The organism is Streptomyces sp. NBC_01320 (assembly GCF_035974375.1).
Classification (GTDB): Bacteria; Actinomycetota; Actinomycetes; order Streptomycetales; family Streptomycetaceae; genus Streptomyces; species Streptomyces yanii.
Map to the genome: position 1 here is coordinate 2,285,713 of NZ_CP108390.1, position 24,331 is coordinate 2,310,043.

At 72.3% G+C, this 24,331-nt stretch carries 6 protein-coding genes; 1 reads left to right on the forward strand and 5 read right to left on the reverse strand.

Going from position 1 to position 24,331, the window contains the following annotated elements; genetic code table 11:
• The first annotated feature begins 84 nt into the window (after positions 1–84).
• Positions 85–1,680, forward strand: a complete 1,596-nt coding sequence (locus OG395_RS10875; RefSeq protein ID WP_327242711.1) for a class I adenylate-forming enzyme family protein — start codon at positions 85–87, stop codon at positions 1,678–1,680.
• Here OG395_RS10875 and OG395_RS10880 read toward each other — a convergent pair.
• From OG395_RS10880 to OG395_RS10900, 5 genes are read right to left on the reverse strand one after another with little or no spacing between them, the layout of a single operon-like run.
• Entirely contained in the window at positions 1,643–2,917 is a 1,275-nt protein-coding gene (locus OG395_RS10880; protein ID WP_327242712.1) for a beta-ketoacyl synthase N-terminal-like domain-containing protein, read from the reverse strand. The two genes, OG395_RS10875 and OG395_RS10880, sit on opposite strands and share 38 nt — an antisense overlap.
• Positions 2,914–3,174 (reverse strand): phosphopantetheine-binding protein, encoded by a 261-nt coding sequence (locus tag OG395_RS10885; RefSeq protein WP_327242713.1) that lies wholly within the window; start codon positions 3,172–3,174, stop codon positions 2,914–2,916. The genes OG395_RS10880 and OG395_RS10885 overlap by 4 nt, the downstream gene beginning before the upstream one ends.
• On the reverse strand, positions 3,171–22,511 hold the full coding sequence (locus OG395_RS10890; protein ID WP_327242714.1) for an SDR family NAD(P)-dependent oxidoreductase: 19,341 nt from the start codon (positions 22,509–22,511) through the stop codon (positions 3,171–3,173). Before OG395_RS10890 ends, OG395_RS10885 begins: the two co-directional genes overlap by 4 nt.
• A gap of 25 nt (positions 22,512–22,536) precedes the next feature.
• Positions 22,537–24,042: an amino acid adenylation domain-containing protein gene (locus OG395_RS10895; protein ID WP_327242715.1), complete on the reverse strand. Its 1,506-nt coding sequence runs from the start codon at positions 24,040–24,042 to the stop codon at positions 22,537–22,539.
• Positions 24,039–24,290, reverse strand: coding sequence for an acyl carrier protein (locus tag OG395_RS10900; protein WP_327242716.1), 252 nt, complete (start codon positions 24,288–24,290; stop codon positions 24,039–24,041). The genes OG395_RS10895 and OG395_RS10900 overlap by 4 nt, the downstream gene beginning before the upstream one ends.
• Positions 24,291–24,331: the final 41 nt, after the last annotated feature.

The following is a 24,331-nucleotide window of genomic DNA, read 5'->3' on the forward strand; positions in this document are numbered from 1 at the left end:
TGAAGTGTGTCAATGCCGAGTTGAGTGCTGCTACCACTCAAAAGTGAGCAGCAGGCGCACAAACAGGCGCCATACGTTCACTTCATGACCGACATCGCCGCAGTGCCGCCGACGGTCCCGCAGCTCATCCTTGAGCGCGCGAAGGAGAAACCGGACCATATCGCCCTGGTCGTCGACGGAACCGACTCCCTGGCATACGGGGAATGGATACGCGCCTCAGGTGCACTTGCCCATCGACTGAAAACCGTCGGAGTACGGCCGGGTGACCGGATCGGTCTGTACTACGCGGAAAGCGACTGGATCGGGTACGCCATCGGACATGTCGCCGTGTATCTTGCGGGCGGCACGGCGATCGCGCTGACCGGGCGGCTCGGGGCCGCGGAGATCCGGCGCCGACTGACGTACTGCGGCGCCTTCGGAGTGCTGCACGGGGCCGGGAGTGAGCCACCGGACGGTGCGTGGTGGGCCGAGCCGGGGTACGAGCGCGGTGCGCCGGCCGCTGCTGAGTTGTCGGAGCCGCCGGAACGCTCGACGTCGTCGCAGTTCTCGGACCGGGCGGAGTTCTCGGCCCTGGCCGAGATTCAGCCGCCCGCGATGACGAGCGACGAGCTGTCGGACATCCTCTACACCTCGGGCACGACGGGTGACGCCAAGCCGGTCGCCGTCAGCCACGCGAACCTGACGTACCCGACGTTCGCCTGGGGACATCTCTTCCAGGACGTCGGCAGCATTCTGTGCGCCGTTCCGCTGGGCACCAACGCGGGCCACAATGCGCTCATTCTGGCCCTGACCACGGACTCGACCATCCATGTGCTGGGCCGTTCGGATCCGGAGAGCATCGCCGCCGCCATCGCCGGACCGAGGCTGGAACTGGCGGTGCTGCCGCCCTCCGTCGCCATCCAACTGCTGGCCGACGGTGTGCTGGACACCCATGATCTGACCTGTCTGACGATGCTGATGTTCGGCTCAGCCAGCGTGCCGCTCGGCATGGTGAACAAGCTGTCGCAGGCGCTGCCCGACACCCGGATGATCATCGGCTACGGATCCACCGAAGTCTCCCCCGCGCTCACCTCCCTGATCACGGCCCCCTGGAACGAGCACAAGGACCCGGAGTACTTCCGCAGGCCGGAACTGGCCACGGTCGGTGAGCCCCGGCGGGAGACCGGGGTGAAGATCGTGGATGCGGAGGGCTCCCCCCTGCCGCCCGGGCAGGTCGGCGAGATCTGTCTGTCGTCCCCCGCGCCGCCCCGTTCCTACTACCGCGATCCCGAAGCTTCCGCCCGGGTGTTCCGGGAGGGGTGGACGCACATGGGCGATGTCGGCTCCCTCGACGCGGACGGGATACTGACCCTCCACGACCGGGCCGCCGACGTCGTCACCCGCGAAGGACACACCTTCTCGTCGCTGCGTGCCGAGAACGAGTTGTACTGGCATCCCGATGTGGTGGAGGCCGCCGTGTTCGGTGCGCCGGGTCCGGACGGGCGGACGCTGCTGGTGGCCGCCGTGCGGCTGCGGTCCGGCGGCCCCGACGGGTCCGCCGACGGTCTGCGGGACTTCCTCGCGCAGCGGCTGCCGGCGGGCGAGCTGCCCGACCGGATCGTCGCCGTGGACGAGCTGCCGCACGGGCCGATCGGCAAGGTGCTCAAGCGGGAGCTGCGCCGAACACGACGCTGGTACTGATCCCGCCGAAGCCGAAACTGTTGGAGAGGGCGTGCCGCAACGGCACGCCCTTCGCCGTGGGGCCGACGAAGCGGTGCGAGGCGTCCACCGGACTCGTCAGGCCCACCGTGGGGTGGACGAAGGAGTCCCGCAACTGGATCACGGTGGCCACGGCCTCCACCACACCGGCCGCCGACAGGCAGTGTCCGGTCAACGCCTTCGTCGCGTTCACCCAGGGGCCCCGAGACCCGAACACCTTTCGCAGCGCCTGGAGTTCGGCCGCGTCCCCGAGCGGCGCGCCGGTCCCGTGCGCGTTCACGTAGTCGATGTCGGCGGGCGACAGACCGGCCCGTTCGATGGCCGCCTCCATCGCGTCCGCCTCACCGTCCGCCGAAGGGTCCGCCAGCCTGTTGGCATCGAGACGCTGGGCGTATCCGCTCAACTCGGCGAGCGGATACGCACCCCGTCGACGCGCCGATGCCTCCGATTCCAGCACCAGCACCGCGCACCCCTCGCCCGGTACGAACCCTCGGTGGCCGGTGTCGAACGGTGCCCCGAATCCCGTCGTGGCCGCGTCCCCGGCCGCCGCGGCGCGCAGATTGCAGTAGCTGCGCAGCTCCATGGGCGACAGTTCGGTCAGAGCTCCGACGACGAGACAGACGTCCAACGCCCCGCACTCGATCAGCCGGGCGCCCTGAATGATCGCCACATTGCCGCTGGCCGACGCCCCGCCGACGGTGAATCCTTCACCACGGATGCCCAGGAGCTGGCTCAGCGTCCCGACGTGGTCGGTGTCCTGATAGTGCAGGGCGAAGGTCGGTGGCAGATACGCCGGGTCGCGTTCGAAGCGCTGCTGCTGGCGCCATGCGTAGCCGCCGTTGAGATTGGATCCGGCCACCACGACTCCGGTACGCGCTGGGGGCGCGGGCGACTCGTCGAGGGCCGCGGAGAGCCAACCCTGCAGCGCCGCGACCGTGGCGACCTGAATGTTGTACGGGGAGCGTGCCACGCTGCGCCGAGCGGAGTCGAGCAGCGTGGCGGACAGTCCCTCGCAGTCGGCCAGTGCGTCCGCCAGTGCGAATCCGTCGATCACGGCGCTCCGGTCGGGCCACCCGACTTCGTCCGAGGCACCGGTTTCGCGGCGGGTGATGCCGGAGTGGCCGGCGCGCAGGGCACCGGTGAACCCGGCCGGGTCCCGGCCCGCGGCGCAGAGCACGCCGAGGCCGGTCACCCAGCTCCGTAACGAGGCGGGGCTCACCCGTGTTTCCTCATCAGTGCGGCGACCTGGCCGAGCGTCAGGGTGCGTTCGAACTCGTCGAGCGGCACGACGACGCCGAGGTCCTCCATGACCAGGGCGAGTATCTCCGCCCTGTCGATGCTGTTGCAGCCCGCCGCGGCCAGGCTGCTGTCGGCGGACAGCGGTGCGCCGTCGCCGGTGGTCGGCACCACTTCTGCGGCACGCCGCCGGATGGTGGCGAGGATGTGCCCGTCGTCGGTCTGGGACAGGTCGGTCATCGTCTGCTCCCGTCGGTCGGTTCTCCGGTCGGTTCTCCGATGTGCTGTACGGCTCGGTGGGTGGCGAAGAATTCGGTGAGGATCTCGTTGACCTGGCCGGGGCTGGTGAGTCCGGGGAAGTGCCCGGCGTCGGGAATCTCCACGAGTTCGCTGTCTCCGATCAGCCGGTGCAGGAGCTGAACGGTGTCGACCGGGACGACCGTGTCGTAGCGGCCGTGGACGATCAGCGTGGGCGTACTGATGTCCGCCAGCCTGTCCTGCGTACCGGCGTGTTCGGCGAAGGCGTCGAGATAGCGCATGCCGGTGTGCGGGTCCATGCTCTCGCTGCGCAGCAGCGTGGCCAGCAGGTCGTCGCGGGCGTCCGCCAGTCGGTGTGAGCCGCTGCCCGCGATTGCGGCGTCCAGGTCCTCCGCCGCAACCCTTGACAGCTTCGCAACGCCGCCGGGTCGGTTGGCGAACCGGTGGGAGCTGGAGATCAGAGTGAGGCCGGCGGCGCGCTCGGGATGGGCGAGTACGAAGCTCTGCGCCTGGAGGCCGCCGAACGAGGCGCCGACGACGTGCACCGGGCCGGTGATGCCCAGCTCGTCCAGGACGTGCCGGTGCAGGGCCGACACCTCTTCCAGGCCGAGGCCGCCGGTCACCCGGGTGCGGCCCACTCCGGGCCGGTGCACCGCCACCACCCGGTGGCGGTCGCTCAGCCCACGGAACTGCTCCACGAACAGGCCCGCGCCGATATTGAACGGTGGCATCAGAAGAACGGCGGGACCTCGGCCCCTCACGAACACCTCGGCCTCGCCGCCCGGCACCGGGACCATGCGTACCTCCACGTCGGGCGCCGCCTCGCGCAGCACCTGGAGGTTGGGGTTATTCACGGTCTCGGCAGCCGGCGCCGGGCGGGGGTGGGCGTGGGCGTGGGGGACGGGGCGGGCTTCCGCGGAATCCCGGGTGCCGAGGCGGTAGCGGGCCTGGGGGGCGCGTACCTGATCGGCGGTGCCGTCTGCCGCGACCAGGACGATCGGCTCGGCGGGGCCGGTCAGGAACGTGGCGACCCGGTCCGCGACGGTGTCCGTCTCGGTGTCGGTGAGACCGACCGGAACGGCGAGCCGCACCATCTGGGCCGCGAGGCCGCCGCCCAGATGCGGGCCGCCGCGCACACCCGTCTCGCAGTAGAGCGTGGCCAGGAACGACGGCACGGGTTCGGGGAGTTCCGCGTACGGCGCCAGTCGGCCGACGTCGAGGACGACGCAGTGTCCGGCCGCGGGTCCGCTCAGCGGGGCATCGGCGTCGTGGAGGTGTTCCCACAACGTGGCGGTGTGCCGCATCCGCTCGGCAACCCGGTCGGCCGCCCAGTCGAGATCGTTCGCGGCGACCGCCAGGGCACGGCGGCCCCATGCGTGCAGGTGCGGTCCGTGGTCGGCCCGCTCGCCGTCCAGCCGGTCGGTGAGTTCGGACAGGTTCGTGGCGAGGAGCCCGCCGGAGTCGATGCCGAAGTCCTTCGGCATGCTGAGGGTGACCACGTCCGCGGTGGCCAGCAGGTCGCGTACCGCGTCCCACACATCACCGTCCGGACCGTCCGTTTCGTCGGAACGGACCCGGAAGGCGTTCTCCACGATCCGCGTCGCATCGATGACGAGGGGGATGTCGCCGCCGAGGGTCCGGCGGACCTCGGTGAGATTGCCCCAGGAGATCGGGTGGCCGCCGCCCGCGTTGTTGCCCGCTTCCAGGCAGACGAAAGAGACGGGCGTCGGGGACGTGGCGAGCGCCGTGCGCAGCGCGGTGAGATCCACATCGGAGCGGAAGGGCTGCCGCGGTGTGTCCGGCCGGGCCAGTTCCACCGGCCGGAATCCGTTCCCGGCCAGGCTGTACAGCCAGGTCGGGAAGACCCCGTCATGCAGGACGGTGCCGCGCTCGCCTGGCCACAGCCTGCAGAGCAGGGCTTCGGCTGCCCGCCCGGACGGTGTGGCGACGATCCGTTTGAAGGGCAGCCACGGTGCGCCGCATTCCTCGATGTCCTGGCGCCGGCTGAACGACCTGGCAGTGATGTCGGCCATCCGGCGGGTGACCGAGGGGTGGTCGCGCTCCGCCCACGAGTCGGTGATCAGATCGAAGGGGACCTGGGCGGCCGGCAGCAGCACGGGGTTGTATCCGCACGCCACCAGCTGCTGGGTGCGGCCCACGACGGTGTCGACGGCAGGGGGCACGGATTCCGTCCGGGGTGTCCGGACGGTCACCGGGGCCGGGCTCGATGGGGTGCTCGATGCCTCGACCGGGGTCTTGTCCTGGTCCTCGACGGCAGACCTGCTCCGGTCCTCGACCGGGGTCTCGCTCCGGGCCATGACCCGCGTCCTGCTCCGGGCCCGTTTCGGATCCTTGGTCCCGGCCGGGGCGTGTGGCGGTGTGTGCGTCGGGGTGAGGACCACTCGGCCCCCTACCCGTCGCGGCTCCGTCCTCGCGGCCGCCGCGGTCACCGGGGGCGGTGTGTGCGAAGCGTCGGGTTCGGGCACGGTGAACCAGTGCGCGGTCCGGGTGAACGGGACTCCGGGCAGCGGTGTGCGGCCCGGAACGGCGGTCCACAGCTCCTCCCAGGCAATCTGCGCCCCGGCCGTCCAGGCTGCCGCCAGGGCGTGCGGATCACCGGGCCCCGGTACGGCTTCCGGCACCGGGGTGTCGGACGGTTCGGGCACCGGGCCGGTGGCCAGCTCCGCAAGGGCGCGTAGGAGCTCGCCCTGATCGGCGGCGACCACTGCGTGGCGGACGCGGAACACCGTACGGCCCGTCTGAAGGGTGTACGCCACCCGGGAGAGCGGCGCGGACGGTTCACGCCCGATGCTGTCCGCCAGCCGGGCTGCGTACTCGCGCAGCGTTTCACCGTCCGGTGCGGACAGCGGGAACACCCGGGGGCGCTGGTCCTGTTCGGCGGGGCGCGCGTCGTCGTACCCCTGCACGACGACATGCGCGTTGCTTCCGCCGAAGCCGAAGGAACTCACCCCCGCCCTGCGCAGCGCACGGTCTCCGTCCGGCACGCCTTCCCAGCGCTCGGCCCGCTCCAGCAGCCGCAGCGGCGAGCCGTCAAGCCGCAGGTAGGGGTTGACGGTGTCCAGGTGCAGATTGCCCGGCAGCCATCCGTGCCGCAGGCACAGCAGCACTTTCAGGAGTCCGGCCATGCCCGAAGCGGCCTCCAGATGGCCGATGTTGGTCTTGACCGCGCCCACTGCCACATGGGGGGTGGCGGGCACGGGCAGTGCGTGTTCCTCGTACAGCTCGGTGAACGCCTTCTTCATCCCCTCGATCTCGATCGGGTCGCCCAGCCGGGTACCGGTGCCGTGACTCTCCAGATAGGTAACGGTGCGCGGGTCGACGCCCGCACGGCGGTACGCGCTCACCAGGACCCGGGCCTGTGCCTCCGGGTCGGGGGCGGTGAGCGAGGCGGTACGACCGCAGTGGTTGACGGCGGTTCCCTTGATCACGGCGTGGATGTGGTCGCCGTCCTCCACCGCCTGCCGCAGCGGCTTCAGCAGCACGGCGCCCACGCCCTCGCCCCGCACATATCCGTCGGCGGCGGCGTCGAAGGTCTTGCAGCGGCCGTCGGGGCTCAGCATCTCCGCCCGGACGAATGCCTTGAACAGCGAGGGGCTGAGCACGGCGTTGACCCCGCCGGCGACGGCCATGGTGCATTCGCCGTCCGCGAGAGCACGGACGGCGCGGTGCAGCGCCACCAGGGAACTGGAACAGGCCGTGTCCACGGCCTCGCTGGGGCCACGCAGATCGAACCGGTGGGACACCCGGTTGGCGAGCACTGAGTGCGCGATGCCGGTCGCCATATGCGCCTGAACGGGAATGGCGTGACTGGTCATCAGGTCGTCGTAGTCCGAGGTGGCGACCCCCACGAAGAGTCCGGTGTCGGTACCGGCGAGCTGGTCGGGGCGGTAGCCGGCGTCCTCGAATACACTCCAGACGGTCTCCAGGAACAGTCTCTGCTGCGGGTCCATCAGCGCCGCCTCGCGCGGCGAGATTCGGAATCGGGCGGCGTCGAACCGATCGATGCCTGCGAGGAACCCTCCGCGCTGAGCTGCGATTTCGGGGTCGCCCCGCAGATCGGCACGATCCTCGGGGACGGGGCCCGTGAGATCGTCACCGGCGATCAGGCGCCGGAAGAAGGCGTCGGGATCGTCGGCTCCGGGCATCCGGCCCGCCATCCCGATGACGGCGATGTCCGTGTCTGCGGCGCCCGTCACGGGGATGCCCCTGTCCGTGATGCCCGTGTCTGCGGCATCCGTCTCTGTGGCCTCCGTATCGGCGAGGTCTGCGCCTGCGATGCCCTCGCTTGCGATCGCGGGGCGGCTGTCTTCCCGTGCGGTGTCGGAGCCGGTGAGGGCAGTGGTGTCCGGGCCGGCCCCGTGTTCCTCCACCAGGTACCGGGCGAACAACCCCAGCGTGGGATTCTCGAACAGCACGGTCGGCAGCAGATCGAGCCCGTACGCCTCGTTGACCTGGATGACCAGCTCCGTCAGGGACAGGGAGTCGAAGCCCAGCTCCATCAGGTCGGCGTCGGTGTCCACCTCGCGCTCGTCCACCAGCAGGAACGCGGCGGCCAGTGTCCGTACCGTCCGTTCCACGTCCGGCAGCGCTCCGGTCACCGTGGCGGTGTCCCGCTGCGGAGCGGACTCCGCTGCCGGTGCCGCACGCTCGACGACCATGACCCGGCTGTCGGGCAGTGTCAGCGCGCGGGTGAACGCGCGCAGTCCGGCCTCCGGAGGCATCGGGACCATCCCCCACAGACGCTCGAAGAGGCGTCGGGTCGCGGCGTCCACGCTCATGCCTCCGCCGTCCCAGAGCGGCCAGCCGATCGCCAGGGTCCGGCCCGGCCGCTCACCTGCCCTGCGGCGCCCCTCGCGTTCCTCCGCGAAGGCGTCGAGATAGGCGTTGGCGAACGCGTAGTCCGCCTGCCCCAGATTGCCGGACACACCGGCCACCGAGGAGAACAGGACGAAATGGTCGAGGGGTTCGTCCCGGGTGGCCTCGTCGAGATGCACGGCTCCGTACACCTTGGGCGCGACGACCTCCGCGATCTCCGCCCGCGACTTCTCCGCGGCCCTGCGGTCCCTGGTGATCCCGGCGGCGTGCAGGACGCCGCGCAGGGGACCGTACAGCCTCCTGACCGTGCCGATCAGCTCGTCGACCTCATGGCGGGATGTCACGTCCGCGCGGTGGTAGTGGATACGCGCTCCCGGCCCCGCGAGTGCGGCGAGCCGGGCGGTCCGTTCCGGGTCGAGCGCGCTTCGGCCGGCCAGCACGACGGTGACCGGCCACTGTGCCACGTATGCGGCGAAGCGCAGACCGAGTTCGCCCGCGCCACCGGTGATCAGATACGTTCCGGCCGGGTGCAGTCCCGGGCCGTCGGCGGGGACCCGCTCCGCCATGTGCAGCCGACGCCGCTCGCCGTGCTCGTAGGTGACCGTGTCGGCGGACCCGGCGGGTTCACGGAGGAGTTCCGCGACGATCCGGTCGGCCGCCGTGGCGGGCTCGTCGCCCGCGTACAGCCGGGTCGCCCGCAGCCCGCCGTGTTCCAGGGCCAGTGCGGCCAGTGCGCCGGACACCGCCGCGTAGGCGGGAGTGGGCTGCGTGTGGCCGAACACGACCCGCAGCCGCCGGCCCGAACCGGCGGCCATTACCGCAGCGGTCAGGGACAGGACGGTGTGCAGTCCGGCGTCGAGTTGCTCGGGCAGAGTTCCGGGGCCGGCGACATACACCAGGCCGTCGGGCAGCTGCTCCTCGGCGGCGAGGGCCCGCGCCCAGGCGCTCCGTTCCTCGGCGCTTTCCCCCGGGCCGGAGATCGGGCACGTGCCACCGGCTTCGCGGATCGCGGCCTCCACCGCTGCCACGGTCTCCGACGCTCCGGCGCCGGCGCCGAGCACCAGTACCCGGCCGGGCGCGCGGGGAGTGCCGGTCAGGTGCTCCGGGCGCCACTCGGGCACCAGGTACTGCGTCGTACCCGATGGGGTTCCGGCGGACGGCATCCCGACCTGTTCGGTCGTGGCCGCGTCGGACGGTGTGGGGGCCGGAGCGGGAGTGAGGGTCGGGGAGGTCGTCGGGGTGTCCGTCCAGTGCCGGGTGCGTTCGAACGGGTAGGTCGGGTAGGGGATCCGGCCCGGCGGTTCGGGCCACAGTTCGCGCCAGTCCGGTCGGCCGCCGCACGCCCAGTGTCCGGCCAGCACGGTGAGATCGCGGGTGCCGGCCGGCGGCGCGGCCGACGGGCCCGCGGACGCGCGGACCAGACCCGGAGCGTCCTCACCGTGGGCGAACGCGGCAAGCCGCGCGGCGAGTTCCGGCACGTCCGCCGCCAGTACGGCGACGCGTTCGGCCATGTCCCGGCGTCCGGTCTGGCTGGTCCAGCACAGGGCGTCGAGTCGCACGTCCGTGCCTGGCCCGGTCAGGAAATCGGCGATCCGGGCCGCGTGGGTGGCCAACTGCCCCGGCGTACGGGCCGACAGCAGGAAGAGCTGTTCGCCGACGGGGACGGTCGGGGCCGGGAGGGAAGGGGGTGCCGGAGGTTCCTCGAGCACCAGATGCACATTGGCGCCCCCCGCGCCGAACGAGCTGATCCCGGCGCGAAGAGGGGTCCCCGGTGCCGTCGGCTCCCAGTCGGTCAGCGTGCGGGGCAGGAAGAACGGGGTGCCCGCCAAGCTGATCCTCGGATTGACGATGTCCAGGGACGCGCACGGTGCGAGCTTGCGGTGCCGCAGTTGCAGCAGCGTCTTTGTCAGGCCCGCGATGCCCGCGGCCCCCTCCAAATGACCGATGTTGGCCTTGACCGAGCTGACGCCGCAGCGTCCGGGCACGGCACCCGACTCCGCGAAGGCGCGGGCGAGGGCGGCGAATTCGATCGGGTCGCCGAGTTCGGTGCCGGTGCCGTGCGCCTCGATGTACGAGACGGTGCCCGGCTCGACGTCGGCCCGGCGCAGCGCGTCGGTGATCAGCGCCGCCTGGGCGTTCGGGTTCGGGACGGTGTAACCGCCGGTCTTTCCACCCGCGTTGACGGACCCTCCCTTGAGCACCGCCCAGATGTCGTCACCGTCCGCCATGGCCCTGTGCAGGGGCTTGAGCAGGACGGCGCCGACGCCCTCGCCCGGTACGAATCCGTCCGCCCGTTCGTCGAAGACCTTGGTGGCGCCGTCGGCGGACAGCATGTTCAGTCCCGACAGCGACACATGGTGGGACGGGTGCAGGATCAGGTTGACCCCACCGGCGATCGCGGTCTCGCATTCGCCGCGCCGCAGGCTCTCGCATGCCAGGTGGACGGCGGTGAGGGAGGAGGAGCAGGCGGAGTCGACCGCCATGCTGGGTCCGGTGAAGTCGAAGAAGTACGAGACCCGGTTGGCCACCGACCAGTAGGAGGAGTGGGCGCCGCTGAGCCGGCCCTCGTTCCAGAGGGTGGCGCCGAGCTGCCCGTAGGTGCCGTACATCAGGCCGGCGAACACCCCGGTGCGGGGTACCCGGGTGTGGGTGCCCAGGTGGCCGGTCTCTTCCAGCAGATTCCAGACGGTCTCCAGGAAGAGCCGCTCCTGCGGGTCGATCGCCGCGGCGTCCCGGGCAAGGATGCCGAAGAAGGCGGGGTCGAAGCGGTCGACGTCCTCCAGGAAGCCGCCCCAGCGGCCGTAGGTGTGCTGCGGGGTGCCACGCCGCGCATCGAAGTGGGTGCGCCAGTCCCAGCGGTCCGCCGGCACGTCGGTGACGCTGGTGGTTCCCGAGGCCAGGTTCTGCCACAAGCTCCGCAGGTCGGGGGCGCCGGGGTAGCGTCCGCAGACGCCGATCACGGCGATATCGCCGTCGCGGGCGGCGGTGTCTTCGGGCGCGGGCGGGAATGCGGGCAGTGGCGCCGGCGCGGGCTGCTGCGGTGCCGAGGCCCGGAGGACCACTCCGAGACGGTCCGCGTGTTCGCGTTCGAGGTGGGTGGCGAGCTGCTCGATGGTGAGGTTCTCGAACAGCAGGGTCGCGGGCAGTTCGCCGAGGTCCTGCGCGAACCGGTCGACGATGCGCAGGGTGACCAGGGAGTCGATCCCGAAGGTCTCGAACGTGGCCCGGTCGTCGAGGTCCTCCGGCCGGGAGCCGAGCACCTCGGCGAAGACCTTTCGTACGTAGTCGGGCGTGGTCGCGGTGGTGACCGCTCGGTCCGCGAGGCCGGGGGCCGGGGTCTCGGGCGCCAGCATCTCGGGTGCCGAGGCCGCGGGCGCCTGGATGTCGGGCGTCGCGGGAGCGGGGGTCGTGGGCGGCCGTTCGGCGATGATCAGGCACTGCTCCAGGTCAGCGGCCGGGACGCCGGGGGCGCCTTCGGCCCGCACCTGGCGCAGACCGGCCTCCGTCAGGGCGTCGCGCCACTGGCCGGGGCTGAGCAGCGGTGCGCCGGGCAGTCTGCGCTGCTCGTCCTCGGCCGCCCACCAGTCAGGGGTGAGACCGAAGGTGACGGTCAGGTAGTCGGAGGCGCGGGTCACCTCGTTGATCAGCAGCAGTCCGCCGGGGCGCAGCAGGGACGCGGCGTGCCGCAGGGTGGTGGCGATGTCGGCGGTGGCGTGCAGGACGTTGGTGGCGAGGACGACGTCGTGGCCACCCGGTTCGAATCCCTGTTCCGCCGGGTCCCGGCCGATGTCGAGCGGCCGGAAGGAGACATGGCCGTCCCGGGTGCCGAATTCCGCTTCGCCGTGGCGCAGGAAGGCCGGGGAGATGTCGGTGTAGCAGTACGCGTAGTCCTGCCCGGTCGCGGCGCACGCGGCCAGCACCGCCGCGCTGCTGCCGCCGGTACCCGCACCGATCTCCAGGACCCGCGCGGGGCGGCCCGCTCCGGTCCGCACGGCGTCGGCGACCCGGGCGGCGAGCAGCCCGTTGACATGGTCCGCGATCGGCTGGCCCCGATAGACGTCCTCGACGAGGGAGACGCTGCCGTGCGGGAAGAGCACCTCGAGGTGCGCGCGACTGCCGGTGAGTACGTCGGGGAGGGCGTCAGCGCAGGTCCGCAGCAGCTTGACGTGCGGGGCCATCTCCGGGTGTGCGGTCAGCAGACCGGTCACGTCGGGGACGACTGGTTCCTCGGTGCGCAGCGGCACGACATCGTCGTTGTCGATGAGCAGGGCGCCTGAGCGGGCCAGCATCTCCAGGACGGCGCGCAGCAGCCGTCGGTGGTGCGGTGTGCCGGTGGTGAGGGCCATCAGGTCGGCCAGGGGTGTGTGCCGGCCCACCCGGTCCAGGCCGCCGAAGCCCGCCATGGCATGGCGGACCAGATCGCGGGCCAGGGCGTCCAGAGCGGTGAAGGCGGCCCGTGCGCCGTCCAGTCGTGGGTCGGTGCCGATGCCGGGTCCGGCCGGGGGGCGTGTGGCCGTGGCGGGACGGGCGGTGGGCGCGGGGGTGCCGATGCCGAACTGGGCGAGCCCCTGTGGTTCCGCCCGCAGCACCAGGGCCTGGGGCAGTCCGGACGACAGAATCCGGGACACGGCGGCGAGCCCTTCGGAGGGTTCGATGGATCCGATGCCGAGCGTGGCAAGGCGGCGGGCATAGCGTTCGTCGGCGACCACTCCGACGCCGCCCCAGTACCCCCAGTTGATGACCGAGACGGGGTGCCCGAGGCGGCGCAGCCGGGTGGCGTAGGCGTCCTCGAACATGCTCGCCGCCGCGTAGTTGGCCTGGCCCGCGCTGTCGGTGAAGGAGACCGCGGAGGAGAAGTAGAGGAGGAAGTCGAGGGGCTGGTCGCTCAGCGCCTCGTACAGATTGCGGGCACCGTCGGTCTTGGGGCGACGGACCTCGTCGAGGATGGGCCGGTCCAGGTTGGCCACCGTGCGGTCGCGGAGCACCAGCGCGCTGTGGAAGGCGCCGTGGACCGGGCCCCATGCCGCGCGCACCGCCGCCACGGCGGACCTCAGTGCCGCCACGTCGGCCAGGTCGGCACTGAAGTAGCGCGCCCGGCCGCCGAGTGCGGTCACCTCGTCCAGGAGTGCACGGACCGCCGGGTCATCGGCCGGGCGTCTGCCGACCACCGCCAGGCGGGCCCGGCGGGTCGCCGCGAGATGGCGGCACAGTTGGCGGCCGATACCACCGGTGCCTCCCGCGACCACGTACACGCCGCCGTCCCGGTAGGGGTCGGTGGTCTCGGCCGTCAGGTCGGCCGGGACGAGCCGCTGCACATAGCGCTCGGTGCCGCGCAGGGCGACGAGCCGGTCCTCGCCCGGTTCGGCGAGGATCCGCCGGGCCAGTTCGGCCGGGTCGTCCGCGCAGGTGCCGATGTCCAGGCACCGCACCGACCAGTGCGGGTACTCGGCCGCCACCGCCCGGCAGAGGCCCTGGGCCTCGGCGGCGTGCGGGAGCCGGGCCGCCGGGTCCGTGTCGTCCTCACCCGCCACCACCAGGGTGAGCCGGAGGGGGCGGTGTGCCTGCCGGGAGGCGGTGAGGGCGGTGAGGGCGTTCAGCACGGTCGGGGCCATGCCCTCGTCGGGTTCCTGACAGGCCACCACATACAGGGCCTCGCACTCCTCCGGCCCTGGGAGGGAGGGGACGCCGTCCGCGTCGGCCCTCAGCAGCACGGTGTCCCGGCCGGGGCAGCGTGCCACCAGCGCGCGGGAGAGTTCGTCCGGTCCGCCCAGGTGGAGCACGGCTGTGCGGTCGGCACCGGTCGGCGTCACGCTGTCCGGGAGCGGTTCGGGCTGCCATCGCGGGATGTGGATCATGCCGTCCAGCGGGTCGGCGGCCGGCGCTGCGATGGGCCGGAGGGAGAAGCCCGTCACCTTCAGGTGTACGGTCCCCCGGGCATCCGCCAGCCGTACGGTGAATCCGTGCCGCTCCCGCAGGGCATGCACCGTCAGCGGCCCGGCGGGAAGGGGGCCGTTGACCCACACCTCCTGCGCGGAGAAGGGCACCGCGGGCCGGTCTCCCGGCAGCAGCACGGCGGCCGTCTGCAGGGCGGCGTCCAGCACGGCGGGGTGCAGCGGATAGGGGCCCGCCGGGCCGGCGGGTGCCGGGTCGAGGGTGGCGACGGCCTCGTCCGTGCCGAAACGGACGCCGTCGAGCAGACGGTAACGCGGGCCGTAGCCGACGCCGGCTGCGGCGAAGTCCGCGTACAGCCGGGCGGCGTCCACCGAGCGGTCGCAGCGGCGCGCCGCCGCGTCGATGTCGAGGTGTTCCGCAGGGGTGCCGGCGGGCAGGGGCTCGGCCAGGCAGGTGGCGTACTCCGTACCCGATCCGTCGTGGAGGGTGAACCGGCGCGCCGGCGGATCCGCCGGGGCGAGGGAGACGTGGAGTGCGCGCGGGGCGGAGATCCGGCAGGGCCGCAGCCACCGTACGGAGCTCAGCCGCAGCGGTCCCAGGTCCGCTGCCGCGACGGCCATGGCGATGGCCGCCGCCCCCGGCAGGACCGGGTGTCCGGACACCCGGTGGCCGTCGACCAGGGGGTCGTCGGGGCCGATGCGCCAGGAGGGCGTGCGGGTGTCCCGCGGGTCACTGTGCGGACGGTCCGGCCAGTGGCGTTCACGGGCGAACGGGTAGGTCGGCAGGGCGATCGTGCGGGTTCCGGGCCGGGCGTGCAGTGCCTCCCAGTCGATCCGTTCGCCCCGCAGGTACGAGGCGGCGATCCGGTCGGGCGAGGCGTCACCGGGCAGCGTGCCGGACGGCTCTGCGGGGTCGGCCGGAGCCATGCCGCGCAGATGGTCGGGACCGGCTGCGCCCGAGGCCGCGAGGCGCAGCGCGTGGCGCAGCCGGTCCACGCTGTCGACGGTGAACACCGCCCGCGCCCGCAGATGTCTGCGTCCGGTGGACAGGGTGCGGGCGAGGTCGGGCAGCCCGACGTCGGGAGCGGTGTCGAGGTGCGTGGCCAGGCGGGACAGGCTCACGTCCAGAGCGGCGTCGGTGCGGGCCGAGACGGGGATGACGACGCGTTCCGCGGTGTGCGGCCGCGGTGCGGGCAGCCGGGCCGGGGCTTCGGCGACCAGGAGGTGGCTGTTGGTGCCGCTGAAGCCGAAACTGCTGACCGCGGCGATCCGTTCACCGCGGGCGGAAGGCTCCCAGTCGGTCGGCTCGGTGACCGGGACGAAAGGACTGCCCGCGAAGTCGATCTTGTCGTTGGGGCGGCCGAAGCCGGGCATGGGGGCGAGCCGGCGGTGCCGCAGGGACAGCAGCACCTTCAGCAGCGAGGCGATGCCGGCCGCCGTCGTGGTGTGTCCGATGTTCGCCTTCACCGAGCCCAGTCCGCAGAATCCGGTCCGGTCGGTGTCCGCACGGAACGCCTCCGTCAGGGCTTTGACCTCGATCGGGTCGCCGAGCGGTGTACCCGTGCCGTGCGCCTCGACGTAACCGATGTCCTCCGCGCCGAGTCCGGCCCGACGCAGCACCGAGCGGATCAGTGCTGCCTGCGAAGCGGCGCTGGGGGCGGTGATGCCGTTGGTCTTGCCGTCCCCGTTGATGCCGCCGGCGCGGATCACGGCATGCACCTGGTCGCCGTCGGCGAGCGCCGCGTCGAGGCGTTTCAGTACGACCACCCCGACCCCTTCGCCGAGGACGATGCCGTCGGCGTCGGCATCGAACGGCGCGGAGCGACCGGTCGGCGAGAGCATGCCGGTCTGGCTGGTGCGGATCAGCAGTTCGGGGGTGACCATGACGGCGACCCCGCCGGCCAGTGCCGCCGTGCACTCGCCGCGCCGGATGCTCTCGCAGGCGAGGTGGACCGCCACCAGGGAGGACGAGCAGGCGGTGTCGATGGCCAGGGTGGGGCCGGTGAGGTTCAGGAAGTACGCGATCCTGGCGGCGAGGATGGACGGGGCATTGCCCAGGAACGCCTGTCCCGAGTCCCGGGACCCGCTGTCGGTGAGCAGTTGGGTGTAGTCGTTCGTCGCACACCCGGCGAACACACCGAAGGCCCGTTCCCCGCCGTCGCCCGCATACCCGGCGTCTTCGAGGGCGCGGTAGGACTCCTGGAGGAAGAGCCGCTGCTGTGGGTCCATGGCGCGAGCCTCGAGCGGTGACAGGTGGAAGAACGCCGGGTCGAACTCCTCGACCCGGGCGAGCATGGCGGCCCACCGGCTGTATGTCTTGCCCTCGACGCCCCGGCGGGCGTCGAAGTCCGGTTCGCAGTCGAATCGTTCGGCGGGAATCTCACCGATGTCACTGCGCCCGCCGGCGAGGTTGTGCCAGAAGGCGTCGAGGTCGTCGGCGCCGGGGAAGCGCCCGGACATGCCGATGACGGCGATGTCGGAGGACCCGGTCTGCTCCGTGGCCTCCGGGGATCCGGTCGGCTCCGAGTGGTCGGCGGGGGTGTGCCCGCCGGGGGCGCCGTCGGCGACGGTGCGGCCATCGGACGTGCGGTCGGTGACCGTGCGGCCATCGGACGTGCGGTCGGTGACCGTGCGGCCGTCGGAAGCGTGACCTTGCGGGATACGGCCGTCAGGGGCCGGGGCGGGTGCGGGGTGGGCGGAAGCTTCGGGGCCGGCCGAGGCTGCGGCGGGCGCGGGCGGGTCGCCTTCGGGTTCCCGGATGCCGCGCCCGAGCGGCGCCAGGGTGACGAGCGGGCCGGACGGGCCCGCTGTCGGAGCCGGCGCGGGCGGGTCCGCCTCCGGCGGCAGCCGACGCGGCGCCGGGGGCCGGGTGTCCGGCCGCGGGTCGGGGAGTTCGCGCGGCGGCAACAGGTCGGCGGTCGGTGCCGCCGACGGGGCCGTTGCGGGTTGCTGGGGGGCCGTGGGAGCGGTCGCCGCGGCATGCAGGGAACGCTGCTCGTCGAGCGCCGTGGCCACCAGACCGGTGAGGTCGGGCACGGTGGGGTGGTCGTAGACGGCGACGGAATCCAGGTCGAGCCCGTAGCGCTGGTTGAGGTCTCTGACCACCTCCACCGCGCCGACCGAGTCCAGGCCCATCTCGTTGAACGTCAGGGAGGTGTCGAGCTCCTTCGGCTCGAGGTACAGCAGCGCGCCGAGCGCCTCGCGCACCGCCTGTTCCACCTCGGCGGAGTCGACCGGTTCCGGGGCCTGCGGAAGGCGGTCGGCGGCCGGCGGGTCGGCGCGACGCGGTTCGGGGGCGACGGGTGCTGCGCCGGATTCCTCACGGGTGTGGTGCCGGGCGTGGATACGGTCCAGGGACTCCTCGCCGAGTACGTCCCGGTGCATGCGTACCTCACGGTCGATGATCCCGGGCAGCTCGGCCCGTACGCGACCGGCGAACTCCGCCTTGAGCGCACCGGACGCGACCGCCGGATGCCCGGCGATGGAGCGGGCCAGGTCGAGCGCGGCGGGCAGCACCTGCGCGGAGGGCAGCACGGTGACTCCCGCACCGCGTCTGCTCAGTTCGGCGCCGGGGTAGGAGCGCCCGGTCAGCAGCATTTCGTGGGCGAGCGTCCGGCCGAGCCGGTGTTCCAGGATGTAGGTGGCGCCCATGCCGGGCGTGAAGCCGTACTTCAGGAAGTTGGCGCTGTAGGAGCTGTCCGCGCTCAGCAGGACGACGTCGCCGTACATGCCGAAGGTGAAGCCGCCGCCCGACGCATGTCCTTGGAGTGCGGCGACGACCGGCTTGCGACAGCCCGTGAGAGCCCCGTAGACCACGGGCTCGTCGGTGAAGCTGCCCTCGCCCCGGGCCAGTTCCTCCAGGGCCTCGGGGGTGGCGCCCATGCTGAAGATGGTGTTGCTGCCGGTGATCACGACAGCGCGGATGTCGTCGCGTGTGTCGATCTCCGCGAAGGCGTCGGCCAGTTCACGCAGTAACCGGTCGGTGAACATCGGCGCGCCGAGCACGACCAGGCCGACGCCGTGGTCGAGCACCCGCAGTTCCACGCCGCCGTCCCCGGCCGGCCGGTCGGGAGCCGTGCGGGGCGCGGCCGCCGCGGGCGGTGCGATGGCCGCCGCGGCGTCCTGCCGGGACGGGTCGTGCGCGCGTTCCCAGGCGCCGAGCCAGCAGCGTTCCTCCTGGAACGGATAGCCGGGCAGCGGGATCCTCCGTACGTCGCCGCGTTCCCCCGGCGTTCCTGGGGCCTCTGCGGTCTCCCGCGCCTCCCGGTCCTCCCCGTCCAGGATCCCGGCCAGGGCGCGGCGGAGTTCCGCGAGGCTGTCCACCACGACCGACGCGCGGCGCACCATCGATGCCCTGCCGACGCGAAGGGTGTGGGCGAGATCGGCGAGATAGCGGCCTTGATCGGTGCCGGCGAGGTCGAGGGAGGCGAGATGGCTGTCGAGCGCCCGCACCTGGTCGAGCAACGCGTCCTCGGTGCGGGCCGACAGTGTCACCCGCTGCGGGCCGGCCGGGACGGCGGCGCGGGGGGTGGGCAGATATTCCTCGACGACGGCATGGGCGTTGGCTCCACCGGCGCCGAAGGCGCTGATCACGGCCCGACGGGGGGTGCCGTCGGGAACCGGCCAGTCGGTGGTGGTGCGCTGGACGCGGAAGGGTGAACCGTCGAAGTCGATCTGCGGGTTGAGCGTTCCGGCGTGCAGCGAAGGCACCAGTGTGCGGTGTTTGAGCTGGAGGAGGACCTTGGTGAGGGCGGCGATTCCCGCCGCGCTCTCCAGATGCCCGATGTTCGACTTCACCGAGCCGATCGGGCAGTGCGCGGGCGCCCGGTCGCCGAATCCCCGGCCCAGCCCCTCGATCTCGATCGGGTCCCCGAGCGAGGTCCCGGTGCCGTGTGCCTCCACATAGCCGACCGTGGCCGGGTCGATGCCGCTGGACGCGAGGGAGTGACGGATCAGCTCCGCCTGGCCCGCCGGGCTGGGCACGGTGAAGCCGCTCGTCCGGCCGCTGTGGTTGACACCGGTTCCCTTGATGACGGCGTGGATGTGGTCGCCGTCGGCACGGGCGCGGGACAGCGGTTTCAGCAGCACCGCGCCGACCCCTTCGCCCGGGACGTACCCGGTGCCGCCCTCACCGAAGCTGCGACAGCGGCCGTCCTCGGAGAGCCAGCGTCCCTGGGCGAGTTGGAGGTACTTCTGCGGATGGACCATGACGTTGACGCCGCCGGCGAGGGCCAGGGTCGACTCACCGCGCCGGATGCTCTCGACCGCGAGGTGCAGGGCGGTCAGCGAGGACGAACACGCGGTGTCGAGCGCGATGCTCGGACCGCTCAGGTCGAGGGCGAAGGAGACCCGATTGGCGGCGGAGGAGTGCAGCGCGGTCGGTGCGACACCGCCGACGCCGCCGGTGACCAGCTGGTAGTGGTTCCACATGATGCCGAGGAAGACACCGACGGTCTCGTCGCGCAGGGCGTCGGGCGGGTATCCGGCGTCCTCCAGGGTGTGCCAGGCGGTGGTGAGGAACAGCCGTTCCTGCGGATCCATCCATTCGGCTTCCTTGCGCGAGATGCCGAAGAACGCCGGATCGAAACGGTCGATGCTGCTGAGGAAGCCGCCCCAACGTCCGTAGGTGCGCCCGGGGCGTCCCTTCTCCGGGTCGTAGAGGGCCTCGTTGTCCCAGCGGTCGACAGGGATCTCGGTGACGGAGTCACGTCCGGAGCGGAGGTTGTCCCAGAAGGCGTCGAGGCTGTCGGCCTGCGGATAGCGCCCGGCGACGCCGATGACGGCGATCTCGTCCGTCGCCGCGTCCGGGTCCGCGCCCTCGACGGGCCGACCGGCGTCCTTGGGCTCCGCCCGGTCACGGATTGTCGGACGGGCCTGCGGCCGTGTGCGGCCGCCGGGCTCCGTGTGCTCCACGAGGTGCAGCGCCGTGTCGATGCGTTCCGGCTCGCCGTGGCCGACCACGATCCTGCGTTCGCCGGTGGCCAGTGCGGACCACAGTGTCCGCAGTCCGTCGGCCGCCGGCATCGGGGACAGACCGAGCTCCCCCCGGGCGCTCTCGATGGCCTCCGGGGGCACGCTCATCCCGCCGTCGGCCCAGTGCGGCCAGGCCACGGACAGGGTCCGGCCGGTGCGTCGGTTCGCGAAGTGGTCCATGAAGGAGTTGGCGTACGCATAGGTGCTCTGCCCCGGGCTCGGCACCACGGATGCGAGGGAGGAGAACGTGACGAACCAGTCCAGTTCGAGGTCCTCGGTGGCCGCGTCCAGGGCCAGCAGGCCGGCGGTCTTGGGGGCGAGCACCCGGTCGGTGCGTCCCGCTTCCTCACGGAAGAACACCCCGTCGTCGGCAGCCCCGGCACAGTGCAGGACCCGGTCGATACGGCCGAACCGGGCGATTCCCTCGGCGACCGCGGCACGCACCTCGTCCTCCCGTGCCAGATCGGCCCGGACGTGGTGCACGCGGGCGCCCAGTCGCTCCCAGCCGTCGATCCGGTGGCGCAGACCGGGGTCCGCGGGGCGGCGCCCGAGGAGGAGCAGCCCGACGCCGGGTTCGCGGGCCAGCCGCTCGGCCAGGAGCGTGGCAATCCCCCCGCCCGCGCCGGTGATCAGATAGACGGATGACGCCGGGCCCGGCGGATCCGCGTGCGCGGGGAGCGCGACGCGGGTGTGACGCAGCACGTACGGGCTGCCCGCCGCGTAACGCAGGTGCGGCTCGTGCGGTCCTGAGATGCCGCCCGCCGCGACCGTGAGCAGGTCCTCCGCCCCTGCGGGCAGGTCCAGTTCGACGGCGCGACAGCGTACTCGGGGGACCTCGGCGGTGAGTGTGCGGCACAGGGCGGCCAGGGCCCCGTACTGCGGCGGCGGGGTGCCGTGTCCCGAACGGTAGATCTGGTGCACTCCGACCGGGGCGGGCAGCGGCCGCGAGGCGAGGGCGGCGGCGAGCGCGCGCACGGTGTCGAACGCGTCGCGGTCCCCCCGCGCCGGGTCGTCCGGCAGCATCTGGATGAACGCCGCGGTGTCGGTGCCTTCGTCGGCCAGCCGGTCCAGGAGAGTGGTCCACTGGTCGCGGCTGCGCGGGTCGAGGCGGTAGGAGTCCGGGCCGTCCGCCGCGAAGCCGGGGCCTGTCCCGACGACGATCAGCCGCCGCCCGGCGGGCATCCGGGCCCGCAGTCCGGCGGCGAGTTCGGGGGCTGCCCCCAGCAGCAGTACGTCCCCGGCCGGTTCCTGGTCCGGACCCGGGCCGGGATCCATCGGGTGCCAGACAGGGCGACAGGCCACGACGGCGGGCCGCGGCGTACCGGGAGCGGTCGCCGCGGTCCCGGCCGGTTCGGCGGTCACTGCGGCGGTGGGTGTTGCGGGCGACGCGGCGGCAGGGGCGGGTGCCGGGCCTGTGGGTCCCGTGGCGGCCGGGAGCTGCGGGTGGGTCTGCGCCAGATGCCGGGCGAGTTCGTCCACCGTCCCGTACTCGAACAGCAGGGTGGGGTAGAGCCGTTCCCCGATGAGCTGTTCCAGATCCTGGCCGAGCTTCAGCAGCGCGACCGAGTCGAGGCCCAGTGTGTAGAAGCCGGTGCGTGTGTCGACCTCGTCGGCCGTCACGCCGAGCGCACCGGCCACCAGACGCCGCAGCAGCACGACATGGCCGTCCTCGGCACGGGCCGCCGGCGGCTCCTCCCCGGCCGGGTCGGTCGGCTCGGTGGCGGGGGCGTCGGCCGGATGCCCTGCAGCCGCGTGCACGGAAGCGGGAGCAGGAGCGGCGACGAGCGCCGTCACCTGTTCCGGAAACCTGATCCGCTTGCAGGTGAGCCCGGTGAACTCGGCCACCGGGTAACCCTGTTCGTCAAGGATCAGACAGTCGCTGGTGACCAGCTGGCCGGATGCGGCAGCCGTTTCGGGGGCGGGCAGATACGCGTAACACCGGCCGCGCAGCCGACGGTTCGCCCGGAACCGCTCGATGAACATCGGGATGAACGGATCGCCCGTGGAACCGGTCATCCCGAACGCGACGAGTGTGGCGGCGTCCAGCTTGGCCGGATGGAGGTGGAAACCGTCCTCGAGATCCTGCGAGCGCGGCGACAGGTTGAGCTCCGCCAGCAGATAGCCGGGCCCTTCCCACATGGCGCCCGAGCAGGTCATCGCCGGACCGTGCTGGATCCGCTCGGCCCGTGCCTGGGCGTACAGTTCGGCAAGATCACGCTGTTTCACGGCCCCCGCCCGCAGGGCGTCGAGGTCCACTGCGGGAGCCGGTCCCGCGGTGGTCCAGGTGAGGCGGCCGGAGAAGTTGTCCCGCCAGGGCGGCGGGTCGTCCGGCACGGCCGCCCGGCTGCGGGCGGTGACGTCCCAGTCGCCGTCGGTCCGCTCGGTCAGGGTCACCCGGATGTCCCGGCCGGTCCCCGGGTCCGTGGCCACGGCCTCGGCGAAGACGATGTCGCGCAGTTCGCAGCCGGCGCCGTCGAAGCCCTGGGCCTCGATGATCCGGTGGACGATGTCGAGGAATGCCGCACCCGGCAGTACGGACACCCCGTGCACCCGGTGGTCGCGCATGATGAAGTCGTCCGGCGCGAGGTGAAGGTCGCAGTTGATCGTCCGCTGAGCCATGTCCGCCAGTCCTTCCCTAGGTGGTTCACTCACCGGCCGGGCGGTCCAGCCGCTGTGCCGCTGCGGCCCGCAGGCTTCCGCGGTCGATCTTTCCGTGCCTGTTCAGGGGGGCCTTCGGCAACGGCCAGAGGTGGCCTGGCACCATGTAGCCGGGCAGATCGCCGGCCAGTCGTTTCGCCAGCGCCGGGAGGTCGACGGGCGTGTCACCGAACACGAACACCGCTATTTCCGCGGCGGGTTCACCGAGAACGAGCGCCGTGGCGTCCTGCCCGGTGATCCTTCGTACGGCGCTCTCGATCTCGCCGAGCTCGACCCGGTAGCCACGGATCTTGATCTGCTGGTCGGTGCGGCCCAGATGGACGAGCCCGACGTCGCGCTCGTGCCTGACCCGGTCGCCGGTGCGGTACCAGCGGCGCCCGTCGTGCTCCAGGAACCGGCCCGTATCGGCGGCCGGGTCGAGATAGCCCGCGAACATCTGGTCGCCGGTCACGCACAGCTCCCCCACGTCCTGGCGGATCTCCCCGTCCTCGCCGAGCAGCAACACGTCCAGGCCCTCGTGCGGCACACCGATCGGCACCGTGCCGGTGTCGGTGGGGTCACGTTCCGGATCCCACGTGTGGGCGGTGCAGGCGATGGTCAGCTCCGTCGGCCCGTAGATGTTGTGGATCATCGAGGCGGGAGCCGCGCGGTGCCAGGCGCGTGCGGTTGCGGCGGGCAGCGCCTCGCCGCAGAAGATGCTGTGCCGCAGCCCGTCGAGGCCACCCGCGGGCAGACCGTTCCTGGACTGGACGGCGCCCACCAGGCTGGGGGTGGTGTGCCAGACGGTCAGCCCGTTCCGGCGGGCCGCGCGGACCGGGTCGAGGGCGTGCAGCCGGGTCATCGAACAGACGCACGCGCCGACCGACCACGCCATGAAGAGGTCGAACACGGCGAGGTCGAAGGTGAGTTCGTAGATCTGGCTGAACCGGTCCCGTTCGTCGAAGTCGTAGCGCCGCCCGGCGGCCCGCAGAAAGGCGCCGACATTGGCGTGCGAGACGGGTACGCCCTTCGGCACACCGGTGGATCCCGAGGTGAACAGGACGTACGCCGGCCCGTCGCCGTCCTCCGCTCGGCTTCCCGCGCCCGCCTCTCCCCCGTCGTCACCGGCCCGCTCGCGTGCGTCGCGTACGACGTCCTGCAGGCATGCGGCCTGCTCGGCGCCCGACGCGTCGGTGATCAGGGCGTCCACCCCCGCGGACCGCGCGACGGCGACATTGCGGGCGAGCGGCACCTCGGGGCCCAGCGGTACGTAGGCGGCGCCCGCGTAGAGCGCGCCCAGCAGGCCGGCGTACGCCTCGATGCTCTTGGCCGCGAGTATCCCGACCCGGCGCGGGGGACGTCCGGCGTCCGCGATGAGCCGGTCGGTGTACCGCCCGGCCAGCGTGTGCAGTTCGGTGTAGGTCCACTCGCGGCCGTGGATGGCCAGGGCGGGCCCGTGCGGGTTGCGCGCCAGGCCGTCGAGAAACGAGGTGTGCAGACCGCCGGGGCTCATCCGGCAGCCTCCGTCGGTTCGCCGCGGGCGGCCGAGAGCACCGTCCAGATCGTTCTCGGCGTGCGGAAGTTCATCGGGTTCACCGCCTCGTCGGGGATGACCACGGCGTACGCCTCCTCCAGTGCGGCGATCAGCCCGACCGTCGCGAGGGAGTCGAGTCCGAATCGGGTCAGCAGCGCGTCCGCCTCCAGGTCCACCTGATCGGGCAGTCCGCGCAGCGAGGCCCTGAGCACCTTCTCGAATGTCACGTCCCACACGTTGCTCTCCCGTGGTCGCCCTGCGAGTGGGG